General features: G+C 70.5%; 12 protein-coding genes. 11 read left to right on the forward strand and 1 reads right to left on the reverse strand.

Annotation, left to right across the window (positions count from 1 at the left end):
• Positions 1–509 precede the first annotated feature (509 nt).
• From SCAB_RS38020 to SCAB_RS38045, 6 genes are all read left to right on the forward strand, one after another.
• Positions 510–2,057 carry a sugar ABC transporter ATP-binding protein gene (locus tag SCAB_RS38020; protein WP_037727779.1) on the forward strand — a complete coding sequence of 516 codons (1,548 nt, stop codon included), beginning with the start codon at positions 510–512 and terminating at the stop codon, positions 2,055–2,057.
• A complete protein-coding gene (locus SCAB_RS38025) occupies positions 2,054–3,025 on the forward strand; it encodes an ABC transporter permease (protein WP_013005354.1) in 972 nt (323 codons plus the stop codon). The genes SCAB_RS38020 and SCAB_RS38025 overlap by 4 nt, the downstream gene beginning before the upstream one ends.
• 1 nt (position 3,026) lies before the next feature.
• On the forward strand, positions 3,027–3,998 hold the full coding sequence (locus tag SCAB_RS38030; RefSeq protein WP_013005355.1) for an ABC transporter permease: 972 nt from the start codon (positions 3,027–3,029) through the stop codon (positions 3,996–3,998).
• Between the two features lie 22 nt (positions 3,999–4,020).
• The gene (locus SCAB_RS38035) at positions 4,021–5,205 is read left to right on the forward strand and encodes an ABC transporter substrate-binding protein (protein WP_037727615.1); all 1,185 of its coding nucleotides are present in this window, start codon (positions 4,021–4,023) and stop codon (positions 5,203–5,205) included.
• Between the two features lie 4 nt (positions 5,206–5,209).
• Positions 5,210–6,088 carry a sugar phosphate isomerase/epimerase family protein gene (locus tag SCAB_RS38040; RefSeq protein ID WP_013005357.1) on the forward strand — a complete coding sequence of 293 codons (879 nt, stop codon included), beginning with the start codon at positions 5,210–5,212 and terminating at the stop codon, positions 6,086–6,088.
• A gap of 143 nt (positions 6,089–6,231) precedes the next feature.
• A complete protein-coding gene (locus SCAB_RS38045; protein ID WP_078580368.1) occupies positions 6,232–8,532 on the forward strand; it encodes a ricin-type beta-trefoil lectin domain protein in 2,301 nt (766 codons plus the stop codon).
• 159 nt (positions 8,533–8,691) lie between these two features.
• Here SCAB_RS38045 and SCAB_RS38050 read toward each other — a convergent pair whose 3' ends face one another.
• On the reverse strand, positions 8,692–9,462 hold the full coding sequence (locus SCAB_RS38050; protein WP_013005359.1) for a FadR/GntR family transcriptional regulator: 771 nt from the start codon (positions 9,460–9,462) through the stop codon (positions 8,692–8,694).
• Positions 9,463–9,620: 158 nt separating this feature from the next.
• Between SCAB_RS38050 and SCAB_RS38055 the strand changes: the two genes are divergently transcribed.
• From SCAB_RS38055 to SCAB_RS38075, 5 genes are read left to right on the forward strand one after another with little or no spacing between them, the layout of a single operon-like run.
• Positions 9,621–10,892: an ABC transporter substrate-binding protein gene (locus SCAB_RS38055; RefSeq protein ID WP_037727621.1), complete on the forward strand. Its 1,272-nt coding sequence runs from the start codon at positions 9,621–9,623 to the stop codon at positions 10,890–10,892.
• A gap of 13 nt (positions 10,893–10,905) precedes the next feature.
• Complete coding sequence (locus SCAB_RS38060) at positions 10,906–11,877, forward strand: carbohydrate ABC transporter permease (protein WP_013005361.1); 972 nt, start codon at positions 10,906–10,908, stop codon at positions 11,875–11,877.
• Entirely contained in the window at positions 11,877–12,704 is an 828-nt protein-coding gene (locus SCAB_RS38065; RefSeq protein ID WP_037727625.1) for a carbohydrate ABC transporter permease, read from the forward strand. The genes SCAB_RS38060 and SCAB_RS38065 overlap by 1 nt, the downstream gene beginning before the upstream one ends.
• A gap of 3 nt (positions 12,705–12,707) precedes the next feature.
• Positions 12,708–13,910 (forward strand): mandelate racemase/muconate lactonizing enzyme family protein, encoded by a 1,203-nt coding sequence (locus tag SCAB_RS38070; RefSeq protein ID WP_013005363.1) that lies wholly within the window; start codon positions 12,708–12,710, stop codon positions 13,908–13,910.
• A complete protein-coding gene (locus SCAB_RS38075) occupies positions 13,907–14,218 on the forward strand; it encodes a Rossmann-fold NAD(P)-binding domain-containing protein (protein ID WP_013005364.1) in 312 nt (103 codons plus the stop codon). The genes SCAB_RS38070 and SCAB_RS38075 overlap by 4 nt, the downstream gene beginning before the upstream one ends.
• Positions 14,219–14,282: the final 64 nt, after the last annotated feature.

Consider the following 14,282-nt stretch of genomic DNA (forward strand, 5'->3'; position numbering starts at 1 on the left):
CACTGGATGCGACCGTCTCCCGTGGTCTGCCGGTCAGCATGCAGGGGGGTTTCGCAACAGTCAATATGGATCGGGTGCCGGCGATTCCATAACACATTTCGCACATCTTCTTCGTGGTGCGGTGCGCGACCGTCTTCGGGCCGATTCCATAACGTATTTGCGCATCAGAAAGCGTGGTTCGGTGCGCGACTGTGTACGGGGCGCCGGATAACAGATTCAGGCGCATGAATGTGCTGTGGGCCGATCACCGGCCCGCATCGAGCGGTCGGCTCCGATGGTATTGCCAGGCACTCGTCTAGGCATTTACTCTCGGGGCCGCAATGCCGCCATCGCGTCCGGCGCAAGCACGCGGCCATGCGATGACAGCACGCGGCCATGCGATGACAGCTCCCGGCAATGCGATGACAGATCGCGGGCGGGAGCTGCCATTCCACGCCGGGCCGTACCCGAACGATTCAGCTATCGGTGACTCATTTCCGCTGACGACGCGAATGTCGAGGTCCACCACGATGTCTGCCCCGCTGCCGTCGCCGCTGCTCGCTCTGCGGGGCATCGGCAAGTCGTTCCTCGGCGTGCGGGTGCTCGACGGCGTCGACCTCCAGGTCCGGCCGGGCGAGGTGCACGCCGTCGTCGGCGAGAACGGCGCCGGCAAGTCCACGCTCATGAAGGTGGTGTCCGGCGTCCACCAGCCCGACGAGGGAACGGTCGAGTTCGCCGGCGCACGGCGGACGTTCCGCAGCCCGCGTGAGGCCCAACAGGCCGGTATCGGCATCGTCCACCAGGAGCTGACGCTCCTGCCCGAGCGCACCGTGGCGGAGAACGTCTGGCTGGGCCGCGAGCCTCTGCGTCGCGGGCTCGTCGACCGCAGAGCCATGCACAGCCGCACCGCGGGGCTCCTCGCCTCGATCGGGGAGGAGTCCTTACCGCCCGACACACGCGTGGGACGACTCGGCGTGGCGCACCGACAGGTGGTCGAGATCGTCAAGGCGCTCGCCCTCGACGCACGGCTGCTCATCATGGACGAGCCCACCGCCGCTCTCGCCGACCACGAGGTCGACCAGCTCTACGCGCTCGTACGGCGGCTGCAGGGGCACGGGATGGGCGTGCTGTACGTCTCGCACCGCCTCAAGGAGGTCTTCGACCTGTCCGGCCGGATCACGGTGCTCAAGGACGGCCGGGCGGTGGCCACCCTGGACACGGCGGACACCAGCGCCGACCGGCTCGTGCGCCACATGGTCGGCCGTGAGCTGCCGAGCCACCGTCCCGACCGGGCGACGCCGCGGGAGCCGGGCCCGGTGCGACTGACCGTCCGGGGCGGAGGCAACCGGAAGCTGCGCGGCATCGACCTGCGGCTGCGCGCCGGCGAGGTGCTCGGGGTCGGCGGGCTGCAGGGCTCCGGCCGGTCGGCGTTGGCCCGCGCACTGTTCGGCGCCGTCCCGTTCGGCACCGGCGAGGTGGCCGTCGACGGAACCCCGGTGCGGCTGCGCTCGCCCCGCGCCGCGGTGCGGGCCGGGATCGCCTACGTCTCCGAGGACCGCAAGGGCGAAGGGATCGTCGCCGGGCAGTCGGTGCTCGACAACGCGCTGTTGGCCGTCCGAGCCGTCCGAGCCGTCCGAGCCGTCCGCCCTGGCAAGGTCGGACGCGGTGCCCGCGCCCGCCGCGGTGCCCGGACCGCGCGCGTCCGGGAGTTGCTCGCGGCCGTCGAACTGCGCGCCGCGCGGGAGGACCAGGAGATCCGTTTCCTGTCCGGGGGCAACCAGCAGAAGGTCGTGCTGGCCAGGTGGCTCGCGCTCGCCCCGAGGATCCTGCTCCTCGACGAGCCGACCCGGGGCATCGACGTGGGCGCGAGGTCGGCGATCCACGAGCTCGTCCGCCGGCTGGCCCGCGACGGCGCCGCCGTGCTGATGGTCTCCTCCGAGCTGCCCGAACTGCTCGGCATGAGCGACCGGATCATCGTCATGCGCGACGGCCGCATCGCCGGTGAGCTGCCCGCCGGCGCGACGGAGGAGGATGTCGTCGCCCTGGCGGTCGGCACCGCGCGGGAGGCGGCCGGATGAGCGGCACGCTGTCCCCGCCGGCCCGGTGGACCCCGCCCGGTGTGTTCGTCGCCCTGGCCCTCACCCTGGCGGTCGGCTGGCTCGTCGTCACGGTCGACGGCGGCCGGCTGTTCAGTCTGCCGACGACGGTGAGCCTGCTGCACGTCGCCGCCGGTCTGGGCCTCGTCGCGGTCGGCCAGACGCTGGTCGTCGTCGGGGGCTCGCTGGACCTGTCCGTGGCGTACACGGTCAGCCTGAGTACCCTCGTCGCCGCCGAGACCATGGCCGGTGACGACGCCGCGCTGCTGCCGGCGACGGCGTTGACGCTCGCCGTCAGCGCCACGATCGGCCTCGTCAACGGCCTGCTCGTCACCCTGGCGCGGATCAACCCCTTCATCGCGACCGTCGGCGTCGGACTGCTGCTGAAGGGATACCTCGACAACGGGTACGACGGGCCGGCCGGCAAGACCGCACCCGCCCTGGTGCAGGGCCTGGGGTACCAGCGCGTCGGCCCGGTGCCGCTGGCGTTCCTGCTGCTGCTCGCCGTCGCCGCCGCGGCCTGGTTCGTGCTCGCGCGCACCCGCTTCGGCCACCATCTGTTCGCCGTCGGCGGTGACCCGGAGGTCGCCCGGCTCTCCGGCGTGCGCACCGGCCGGGTCCTCGTCACCGCCCATGTGCTGTGCGCCCTCTGCGCCGGCCTCGCCGGCGTCTATCTCGCCGGCCGGCTCGGCGCCGGCGCACCCAGGGTGGGCACCGAGGGACTGTACGACCTGGAATCGATCGCCGCTGTGGTGCTCGGCGGCACCGCCCTGGCCGGCGGGCGCGGCGGCGTCGTCGGCACGGTCGGCGGCGTGCTGCTGCTCGCGAGCATCGACGCCGTCTTCAACCAGCTCGACGTCGACGTGTTCTTCAAGCAGGTGATCCGCGGCGTGGTCATCATCGCGGCGGTCGCCGTCTACGCCCGCCGGGCGATGCGGAAGGCGTCCTAGCATGCGGATCGCGCGCCCACGGCGGCTCCCCGGGTTCCGCTCCGGCGGTCTCGCACCGATCGTCGTGATCCTGGCGGTCCTGCTGGTGCTGCTGAGCGCCCGCCAACCGGACTTCTTCTCGCCACCGTCGCTGATGTCGTTCCTCGGTCGCTCCGCCCCGATCGTCCTGCTCGCCGCCGGCCAGTACTTCGTGATCGTCTCCGGCGAGCTGGACCTGTCCGTCGGCTCCCTGGTCACCGCGCAGGTGGTCGTCGCCGCCCGGCTGATCGACGGCGATCCGTCGGCCGGCTGGCCCGTCGTCGTGCTCCTGCTCGCGTTCGGCGTCGTCGTCGGTCTCGTCAACGGCCTCGTCACCACGTGGCTGCGCGTGCCGTCGTTCATCACGACCCTCGGGATGTTCCTGATCCTCGTCGGTGCCGTGTACCTGTGGTCCGACGGTGCCCCGAAGGGCGGCCTCTCCGAGGAGTTCCGCCGGCTCGGCCGGTCGGGCTACGAGAACGTGCCCGTGCTGGGCCGGATCCCGTACGCCCTTCTCGTCCTGCTGGCGGCGGCAGCTCTGGCGCTGGCGCTGGCGCGTTCGGACTTCGGCCGCACCCTGGTCGCCGTCGGCGGCAACCCGCGGACCGCCGAGCTGAGCGGCGTGCGCGTGGGGCGCGCCAGGACCATGGCGTTCGTCCTCAGCGGACTCGCCGCCACGCTCGCCGCGGTGCTCATCGGCGGGTACGGCGGAGTGTCGTTCCAGGCCGGTGCCGGCCTGGAGTTCGGCGCGATCACCGCGGCGGTCCTCGGTGGTGTCGCCCTGGGCGGGGGCCGGGGTTCGGTCGTCGGCGCGATGCTGGGCGCGCTGACCCTCGAGACGCTCTTCACGCTCATGAACTTCTACGGCGTCTCCGGCGCCCTCGAACCGGCCGTCCAGGGCGCGATCATCCTGCTCGCCGTGGCGGCGGCGTCCTTCCGTGTCCCGTCCAGATGAAGGGGATCCAGTGAGGCATTCCATGACGGTGCTGGCCGTGAGCACCCTACTGGTGCTGGCCGGCTGCGCCACCGACGAGCCCACCACCGGCGCATCGGGTTCCCCCTCCGCGGGCACGGGATCCGGCACCGGATCGGGCACCGGGAAGCAGTCGAAGTTCTTCGTGCGGGCCGACTACGACCAGCAGCTCGCGCTCCTGGACACCGCACCCACCGGGCCCGCCGGCAAGCCCTGGGAGCAGGCGCTCGACCCGGCGATGGTGAAGACCGCGAAGTACAGGAAGCCCGGACCGCACAAGATCTGCTTCTCCAACGCCGGGCTGAACAACCCCTGGCGCCAGGTCGGTTTCAAGACCATGCAGGCCGAGGTCGACACCCACCGCGACCGGATCTCCGCGTTCGTCCACACCGACGCCGAAGGCAAGGACCAGAAGCAGATCGCCGACATCAACGACCTGCTCGGCAAGGGCTGTGACGCGCTCATCGTCTCGCCGAACACCACCGCGACGCTCACCCCGGCCGTGGAGGCCGCCTGCCGAAGCGGCCTGCCGGTCGTCGTCTTCGACCGCGGCGTCGACACGACCTGCCCGGTGACGTTCATCAACCCGATCGGCGGCTACGGATTCGGCCACGTCGCGGCGGAGTTCGTCACCCGGAAGATGAAGCGGGGCGGCAGGGTCCTCGCGCTGCGCATCCTGCCGGGCGTCGACGTGCTGGAGACCCGCTGGTCCGCGGCGAAGGTCGCGTTCGACAAGGCGGGCGTCGACGTCGTCGGCGTCGAGTTCACCGACGGCGACCCGGCCAGGACCAAGAAGATCGTCAACGACTACATCCAGCGGTACGGCACGATCGACGGCGTCTGGATGGACGCCGGGGCCGTCGCGGGCGCGGCGGTCGAGGCGTTCGAGGACGCGGGCAAGCCCGTGCCGCCGATCAACGGCGAGGACCAGCTCGACTTCCTGAAGCTGTGGAAGGACAGGAAACTCACGGCGATCGCCCCGACCTACCCCACCTACCAGTGGCGCACCCCGGTGATCGCCGCGCTGAGGATTCTCGACGGCGAGCAGGTGCCGAACCCGTGGAAGCTGCCACAGCCGACCATCACCCAGGACAACCTGGACGAGTACGTCGACCCCACCATGCCGCCGCTGCACTACGCGATGTGCGGCTGCACCGACCTGCCCGGCTACCCGAAGCGCTGGAAGTAGTCCGGTGTACACCATCGGTGTCAACCCGTGGGTCTGGGCATCGCCGGTCGACGACGAGGCCCTGGCCGAACTGGTGCCGCGGATCGCCGCGTTCGGCTTCGACGCGGTCGAGCTGCCGATCGAGCACCCCGGCGACTGGGACCCGGCCCGCACGCGGGACCTGCTGGCGGCGTACGGCCTGCGCGCGGCCGGCGTCTGCGCCGTCACCTCACCCGGACGTGACCTTGTCAACGCCCCGCCGGAGGCCGTCGCCTCGACCGTGGCGTACCTGAAGACGTGTGCGGACCAGGCGGCGGCCGTCGGCGCGCCCTGCGTCGGCGGTCCGGTCTACGCCTCGGTGGGGCGCACCTGGCGGATGTCACCGGCGGAGCGCGCGGCCTGCTACGCGGACGTCCGCCGCGCCCTGGGGCCGGTGGCCGACTACGCGGGGGAGCGGGGCGTGAGCATCGGCGTGGAGGCCCTCAACCGCTATGAGACGAGCGTCGTCAACACGGTCGCGCAGGCGGTGGAGCTGATCGACGGCCTGCCCGCGAACGTCGGTCTCATGATCGACACCTATCACATGAACATCGAGGAGGCCGACCCCTACGAGGCGCTCGTCACGGCCGGTCCGCACCTCAAGCACGTCCAGGTCAGCGGGACCGACCGCGGCGCCCCGGGCGCCGACCACTTCGACTGGCCGCGCTTCCTCGCGGGCCTGGCCACGACCGGCTACGGCGGCGCGGTGTGCATCGAGTCGTTCACCGCGCAGAACGAGGCCATCGCCACCGCCGCCTCGATCTGGCGGCCGCTCGCCCCGACACAGGACACCCTCGCCCGTGACGGGCTGTCCTACCTCCGAACCGTCCTCCACGGACTGGACAACGCTCCCTCGACCGGGTGAGGGGGTGCCTCCGGTACGCGAAAGACGTCCCACGCCCTCTGCACCGGGAACCGCCTTAAGGAGAAAAGGTGTTCACAGCCCGCACGATACGAAGGCGGCTGCTCGCCGTAGCCGCCGCACTCGGTTCCGCCGCGACCGCCGTTGTGGCGTTCCCCGCGCCCGCGTCCGCGGCCGCACACACCGTGTACGTCTCGCCTTCCGGCACCGGCACCGACTGTTCCGGCGCGCAGCCCTGTTCGCTGACGGCCGCGCAGGCGGCGGTGCGCTCGCTCAATGACTCCATGTCGGACGACATCGTGGTGCAGTTGGCCGACGGTGTGTACCGGCTGGACCGACCCTTGCGGCTGACGGCGGAGGACTCCGGCACAGGCGGTCACACGGTCGTGTGGCGGGCCGCCCCGTCGGCGCGTCCGGTGATCACCGGTGCCCGCGCGGTCACCGGCTGGTCGGTGGCCGATTCGGCCAAGAACATCTGGAAGGCCGAGGTGCCCGCCGGTCTCGACGCCCGGCAGCTCTATGTCGACGGCGCCGTCGCCACCCGGGCCCGCACACAGGTGAACAGGGCCGACTTCACCGCCACCAGCGCCGGAATGAGGTTCTCGGCCGGTGCGCTGAGCTATCTGAACAACCTGGCCGACCAGAGCCGGATCGAGGTGGAGAGCGTCAACTCCTTCACCGACCGGTACTCGCCGGTGCAGAGCATCGGCGGGAACGTCGTCACGATGCAGCAGCCGGCGTGGAGCAACAACAACTTCGGCTACGACACCCTCATGAAGCCACACCGGGCCGGCCCGTTCTACCTGGCCAACGCGTACGAGTTCCTGGACTCGCCCGGCGAGTGGTACCTCGACCCCACGGCCGGAACCCTGTACTACAGGCCCCTGGCCGGGCAGAACATGAGCTCCGCCAGTGTGGAACTGCCGAGGCTGCAGTCGCTGGTGAACGTCGGCGGCACGTACGGCGAGCCGGCGCACCACCTCACGTTCAGCGGGATCACCTTCACCGGGACGAGCTGGCTGGGCCCCAGCAGCGACCAGGGGTACGTGGACCAGCAGACCGGCGCGTACCTGGCCGGCGACTGGAGCCGGCCGGGTTTCGACTCCTGCCACAACGGCTGCACGCAGTTCGAGGCCGCCCGGCCGCACTGGCGGCAGATGCCGGCCGCCGTGCAGGTCTCCGCCGCCAACACCGTCACCTTCACCGACTCCCGGTTCGTCAACCTGGGCCAGACGGCCATCGGTATCGGCAACGACGCCAACGCGCACGCCAGCGGCGTCGGTCTGGGCGCCGCCGACATCACGGTGACCCGGTCGGAGATAGCCCGGAGTTCGGCCGGTGGCATCCTCGTGGGCGGCGTGCGCGCCGACGCCCACCACCCCAGTGATCAGCGCATGGTCAACCGGGACATCACGATCAGCAACAACCGCATCCACGACCTCGGGGCGGACCACCGGGGCATCGTCTCCGTCCTGACCACCTACGTCACGGGCAGCACCGTCGCCCAGAACGAGGTCTACAACATGCCGTACACCGGCATGTCGATCGGTTTCGGCTGGGGTGCCAACGACGCGGGCGGCAGCAACCACTATGCCAACCGCGGCCTGTACGACTACCAGCCGCGCTACACGACGCCGACCACCGCGTCCAACAACCGGCTCGTCGGCAACTACATCCACGATGTCATGCAGCAGATGAACGACGGCGGCTGCATCTACACCCTCGGATGGAACCCGAGCGCGCTGATCAGCCGGAACCACTGCCTGCGGACCAACGGACACTTCGGGCTGTACTTCGACGAGGGCTCGAAGTACTACAAGGCCGACAACAACGTCTTCTCCAACACCGGTACATGGGCGACAGCCAACTACTGGGGTGGCGAGAACATGGGGAACTGGACCCTCACCAACAACTGGTCGACCAACGGCAGTACGAACGTGACCAACGGGGACCGCGGCAACGTGGTGTCCGGCAATGCCACGGTCACCAACGGCAACTGGCCTTCCGGTGCCCAGGACGTGATGGCGTCCGCCGGACCGAAGGACACCACCCCGCCGCCGACGGCTCGGGAGATCGTGGGCGCGCAGTCGGGCCGCTGTCTGACCGTCCCCGGCGCCTCCACCACCAACGGCACCCAGACCCAACTCCAGGACTGCACCGGCACGGCCGGCCAGACCTGGACCTACACCACCGCCAGACAACTGACCGTCCCCGGCAACAAATGCCTCGACGCCAGCGGAAGCGGCACCACCAACGGCACCCCGGTCATCATCTGGGACTGCAACGGCCAGAACAACCAACAGTGGAACGTCAACCCCAACGGCACCATCACCGGCGTCCAGTCCGGACTCTGCCTCGACGCCAACGCCGGCGGCACCGCCAACGGCACCCGAACCATCCTCTGGTCCTGCAACGGCGGCACCAACCAGCAGTGGGCACTGCGATAGCGGAGGTCGACGCTCCTCCGCTGCTTCGGGCCAGGAGCGGAGGAGCGGCAGCCGGGCCCGAGTAGGTACGGCCTCCGCCGCGCCCCGGTGGATACACGGATCCGTGACCCGCGCCCCGACCGCAGCGCCCCCGCTCGCGGCAGGACCCCGCAGCCGCTTCTAACGCCGCAGCCGGGTCGGGTCGCCCGGCCCGCTGCGGCGCACCACCCACGCCTCGGTGATGTGGGTGAACATCGCCTCGGCCGCGCCCTGGGGGTCGTGCCCGGCGATCCGCTCGTAGATGCGCCGATGGCCCTGGTTGGACGCGACGCACAGGGCGCGGCCGGTCCGGCCCACGTAACGGTCGGAGTCGATGACCTGGCGCTCCAGCGAACGGACCACGGCACGGCCGATGCGGTTCCCCGACGCCTGCATGACGGTGTCGTGGAACGCCCTGTCCTCGTCGTGGTACGCAGCGGGGTCCTCGACGAGCTCGTCCATCCGCTCCACCAGACCGCACAGCCGGTCGATCACCTCGGCGTTCGCCAGGCGGGCGGCGACGTTGGCCATGTCGGACTCCAGCGCGCGGCGGGTCGCGACGAGGTGATCGAGGATGGCCAGGCTCTCGTCCTCGGCGATGGACGCGCCGAGGACCAGTTCGTCGAGCATGTTCCACATCGCCGGCGGGGTGACCATGGTGCCGGCGCCTTGGCGGACCTGCACCAGCCCCTTCTCCTGAAGGATCTTCACCGCCTCGCGCACCACGGTGCGGCTGACCGAGAAGGTCGCGCACAGCACGGGCTCAGGGGGGAGGGGCGAACCGGACGGATGGACTCCACGGACGATCCGGTCCACCAGCTCGGCCGTGACCGCGGCGGCGAGGTTCGCCGGGCGCCGACTCCAGGCAGGGCTCTCGGAGGCCCCTGCGGATGACTGCGGTACTGCCGTCACGACACCCCCCGGGACCCTGGCCGTGCCACGGATTCCGGGCCACTATACGGCATTCGGTTGACGTCATACGTCATACGAGTTACATACGTCATACGAGTTGCGTTCCTCCTCAGCCTCAACTGCCGGGCAGCCGGCCACCTCAGGAGAGCGGGGCAGCAATGAAGCACCGAACAGTGTGGTCGGCGATCGTGGTCGCCGGGCTCGTCGTCTTGGCCGGCTGCGGAAGCGCCTCCGACCCGGATGCGGCCTCCGGTGGTTCGAAGGACAGGCTCGTCGTCTGGGACTGGAAGTCCGGTGACGCCACGGCGTCCTCCTACGTCAAGAAGGCCAAGGCCGACTTCGCCGAGCGGCATCCCGGCGTGACGGTCGAGTTCGTCGCGCAGCCGTTCGAGCAGTACTACACCCTGTTAGGGGCCGCCATCCAGGCCGGCAAGGGGCCTGACGTCATGCTCTTCAACGGCGGCGGCCAGATCCGCGACCGCGCGGACTCCCTGCTGCCACTGGACGCGTACGTCCGTGACGACAGGAAGCGGCTGGCCGGGTGGGATGCCTTCACCCAGGACGGCAAGACCTACGCCGCCCCGGTGACCTTGCAAGGTCACCCGATCTACTACAACAAGTCGCTCTACCGGAAGGCAGGGCTGGACCCGGAGCATCCGGCCACCGACTGGAACGAGTTCGTCGCCGACTGCCGGACCGTCACCAGGGCGACGGGCGCAAGGTGCTTCGCGCAGGGCAACAAGGAAGGCATCGGTATCCAGTTCTTCCTGTCCGGGCTCGGCTCGGGCGTCCTGTCGCCCAAGGAGTACGACGACTGGATCGCCGGCGAGCGGGACTGGTCCTCGCCGGCGGTCGAACGCGTCTTCTCGCTCTGGAAAGAGGTCGACGACAAGGGCCTGAACAACGACGGGGCGAACTCGACGGCGATGTTCAACGACGCGTTCGCGGTGTTCCAGTCCGGCAAGGCCGCCCACGTCATCGGGTTGATGTCGGACGTCGGGCACTGGAAGGACTTCGCCGAATTCCTCGACGCCGCCGATATCGGCGTCATGAAGCCGCCGGTCGTCACGCCCGGCGCCAGGCCGAGCCTGCCCTACGACGGCGGCATCGGCTACGCCGTCGCGAAGTGGACCGAGGACCCCGAGACCGCCGCCGACCTGGTGCGCTCGCTGACCTCGACCGACGCACTCAAGTCGTTCCACGCCGACGCCGGCGCCATCGCGGCCGACCGCGCCGTGGACGTGTCGAGCGCCGGCCCGGCCGTCGCCACCATCGTGTCCGAGATCGACCGAGGCAAGCCCGCCCTGCACGTGGCCCTGCCATCCACAACCGTGGACCTGATGGGGCGGCTGTCCCAGCAGTTGCTCAGCGGATCCGTCTCGGTCGACGCGGCGATGAAGCAGCTGGCGGCGTCCGACCAGGCGGGCTGAGGCCATGTCACCCATGGGTTCACCGGTCCGCGCCGCTCAGGACGGACGGACCGAGGGGGCGCGAGCAGGTGAGACGGCAGCCGGCCGAGGCCCTGCGCCGGCATCCCCGCACGTCAGGAACGCCCGGCGCGCCGAACGCCTCGCCCCCTACATCCTGGTCGCTCCCGCCGTCCTGATCATCGTGGCGCTCCGGCTCTGGCCCCTGGGACTCGGTGTCAGCTTCTCCTTCACCGGTGACGGCGAACGCAACGGCGCCCCGGTAGGCCTCGACAACTACGCGGAACTCATCGACGACCCGCTGTTCCGCACCGCGCTGCGCAACGTCGGACTGCTGGTCCTGCTGCTCCCGGTCGCGGTCGCGATCCCAGGTCTCCTCGCCACCTTCCTCTACCTGCGGGTGCCGGGACACCGGTTCTTCCGGAGCGTCTACTTCTTCCCGGCCGTGCTCTCACCGGTGATCGTCGGCGCGATCTTCAACCTGCTCCTGGCCTTCGACGGCCCGCTGAACGCCGTGCTCGGCAGCGTGGGAATCGGCCCGGTCGACTGGCTCGGCGATCCCGACGTGGCCGTCTTCTCCGTCGTCGGCGTGCACATCTGGGCGACGGCGGGGATGGCGCTGGTGGTGTTCCTCGCCGGGTTCGCGACCCTGGACCCCGCACTGCTGGACGCCGCCCGGGTCGACGGAGCCTCGCTCGCGCGGATGATCTGGCACGTCATCGTCCCGGGTCTGTCCCGCACCATCCAGTTCGTCGTCGTCACCACGATGATCGGCATGCTGACCTCGATGTTCGGGCTGCTCTACGTCATGACCAGCGGTGGCCCGGAAGGGTCGACCTACCTGCCGGAGTACTACATCTGGGTCCAGCAGGGGCAGATGAGCCGTCCGGCGCTCGCGTCGGCCGCGTCCACCGTCCTCTTCCTCGTCATGCTGGCCGTGGGGCTGCTGCAGGTCGGCCTGCTGCGCCGGGCGGGGAGGGAGGACTGATGTCCCGCCCGGGGCCGAGCAGATGGCTGGTGGCCGTGCCGATGGCGCTCCTCGCCGTGGCGACGGTCTACCCGTTGCTGTTCACCGCCAACGTCGCGATGAAGACCCGCCGGGAGTACGTCCTCGACCGGTTCTCCCTGGCGAGCACCCTGCGGCTGGACAACATCAGCACCGCCTGGAACAGCGTCGGCATGGGGCGCTACTTCCTCAACTCCGTCATCGTGGTCGCCTGCGCCGTGGGGCTGCTCCTGCTCATCGGGTCCATGGCCGGGTTCGCGCTGGCCCAGGTGCGGTTCCGGGGGTCGTCCGCGCTGGCCCTGGTCTGCCTCACGGCACTGTTCGTCCCGTTCCAGGTGATCATGGTGCCGCTGGCCAGGATCATGGCCGACGGCGGTCTCATCGACACCTATCCGGGGCTGATCCTCGCCTACGTCGCGCAGTTCCTGCCGTTCACCGTCTTCCTCATGACGAGCTACTACCGAGCGGTGCCCGGCGAACTCGTCGACGCCGCACGGATCGACGGGAACACCCTGTACGGCGTGTACCGGCGCGTCATGCTGCCGATGGGTGCTCCGGCCCTGCTGTCGGTGGGCATCCTCGACGCGCTGTTCTGCTGGAACGACGTGCTCATCGCGCTGCTGATGATGCCGTCGGCCGACCATCGCACCCTGATGGTGGGCATCACGTCCCTGCGCGGCCAGTACTCCGCGGACATCCCCACTTTCGCAGCCGGTGTCCTGATCGCCGGGCTGCCCGTGTTGGTGACCTACCTGTTCCTGCAGCGCCAGATCGCTGACAGCGTGACGGCCGGCGCGACGAAGGGCTGACGCATGCGCATCACCGGGTACAGAACCCTGACGACGACGCAGCGATGGGGTCGGGCCGTGGGCGACGCCAACGGCGTCTACGGCGACGGCGTCATGCCCGTGCCGGTCGTCGTCGTCGAGACCGACGAGGGGATCACCGGCGTCGGCCTGGGACCCCATGTGGAGGCCGAGGCGATCTTCGCCGCCATCGACGGCCAGGACCCGCGCGCCGTGACCGCCCTCTACGACCGCATGCTGCGGCACACCTTCAAAGCCGGGCACGCCGGCGTGGTGTTCGGCACGATCGGCGCGTTCGACACGGCCCTGTGGGACATCAAGGCGCAGGCCGCGGGGGAGCCGCTGTGGCGGTTGCTCGGCGGCAACGACCGCACGGTCCACGCCTACGCCTCCGGCCTGGACATCGGTCTCACCGACGACGAGCTCGTCGCCGCCTACCAGGTCTACGCCGAACGCGGGCTGAGGGCGGCGAAGCTCAAGGGCGGCCTGGACATCGAGCGCGACCGGCACCGGCTGCTCCTCGTACGCGAGGTACTGACCGAGGCCGGGCACGGCGCCCGGCCGGGGCTCATGCTGGATGCGAACGAGTCCTGGAGCCGCAAACAGGCGGTACGCCACGTCGGTGAACTGGAACGCACACTCGACCTGACCTGGATCGAGGAGCCGGTCAGGCGCTGGGACGCCGACGGCCTGGCCGCCGTCAGCCGCGGCGTGCGGACGGCGGTCGCCAGTGGCGAGAACCTCACCGGCCTCGAACAGTTCAGTCCGCTGATCGCGGCGGGAGGCGTCGACATCGTCCAGACCGCCGCCGTCTGGGGGGTCACCCACTTCCTGCGCGTCGCCGCGCTGGCGCACGCCCACGACCTGCCGGTCAGCCCGATCGGCAACACGCCCGTCGCGCTGCTGCACGCCGCGACGTCGGTGCCCAACCACCTCGTCAGCGAACTGCAGAGCCTGCGGCCGCCGATCGGCGTCGCGATGGACCTGCATGTCGAGGACGGGGCCTTCGTGCTCGGCGACACGCCGGGCCTCGGCATCCGGATCGACGAGACGGCGATGAGCGCGGCCCGTCCGCGAACGGCACACGCACCCGACGGACCGCACATACGGCCGGAGCATGCCGGCCGACGGCTGCTCGCGGTCACCCCGGGACCATGCCGGTCCACCGCGCAAGAGACGTTGGAGACCATGGGAATGGAGGATCGATGAACGCGGTAGTCCACCGCGGGGCCCGCACCCACGAGATCGGGATCCGGGTCGCCGGCGCGCCGGCCCTGGCGAAGAAGCGGGGCGGGCGCGGCGTCAGCACCGTCGCACCGGGCCGCGTCGCCACCGGCACCACCAAGGCGTTACGCACGGACCCCTGGCGCGACCGGGCGATCCCCGGCCGCATCCCGGCCGGTCGCCGGAGCCGCGCCGACGATCTCGCCGGAGCCAGGGTGCCCCTCGTCCCACCGGCGTCGGACAAAGACAACGACATGGTTCCTCCCGTCGACGGCGGACGGCCGGGGCGATGACGGGCCGCCCAGCGTTGGCAGCCGGCCGCACCCGAGTCGATCGTGCGCACGAGCCGGACGGTGG

The organism is Streptomyces scabiei 87.22 (assembly GCF_000091305.1).
Taxonomy (GTDB): Bacteria; Actinomycetota; Actinomycetes; order Streptomycetales; family Streptomycetaceae; genus Streptomyces; species Streptomyces scabiei.

What these genes read in the sequence shown, in the direction of transcription:
- SCAB_RS38020 (WP_037727779.1), top strand. Translation starts at nt 510, where the DNA reads ATGTCTGCCCCGCTGCCGTCGCCGCTGCTCGCTCTGCGGGGCATCGGC.
- SCAB_RS38025 (WP_013005354.1), top strand. Translation starts at nt 2,054, where the DNA reads ATGAGCGGCACGCTGTCCCCGCCGGCCCGGTGGACCCCGCCCGGTGTG.
- SCAB_RS38030 (WP_013005355.1), top strand. Translation starts at nt 3,027, where the DNA reads ATGCGGATCGCGCGCCCACGGCGGCTCCCCGGGTTCCGCTCCGGCGGT.
- SCAB_RS38035 (WP_037727615.1), top strand. Translation starts at nt 4,021, where the DNA reads ATGACGGTGCTGGCCGTGAGCACCCTACTGGTGCTGGCCGGCTGCGCC.
- SCAB_RS38055 (WP_037727621.1), top strand. Translation starts at nt 9,621, where the DNA reads ATGAAGCACCGAACAGTGTGGTCGGCGATCGTGGTCGCCGGGCTCGTC.
- SCAB_RS38060 (WP_013005361.1), top strand. Translation starts at nt 10,906, where the DNA reads ATGGGTTCACCGGTCCGCGCCGCTCAGGACGGACGGACCGAGGGGGCG.
- SCAB_RS38065 (WP_037727625.1), top strand. Translation starts at nt 11,877, where the DNA reads ATGTCCCGCCCGGGGCCGAGCAGATGGCTGGTGGCCGTGCCGATGGCG.
- SCAB_RS38070 (WP_013005363.1), top strand. Translation starts at nt 12,708, where the DNA reads ATGCGCATCACCGGGTACAGAACCCTGACGACGACGCAGCGATGGGGT.
- SCAB_RS38075 (WP_013005364.1), top strand. Translation starts at nt 13,907, where the DNA reads ATGAACGCGGTAGTCCACCGCGGGGCCCGCACCCACGAGATCGGGATC.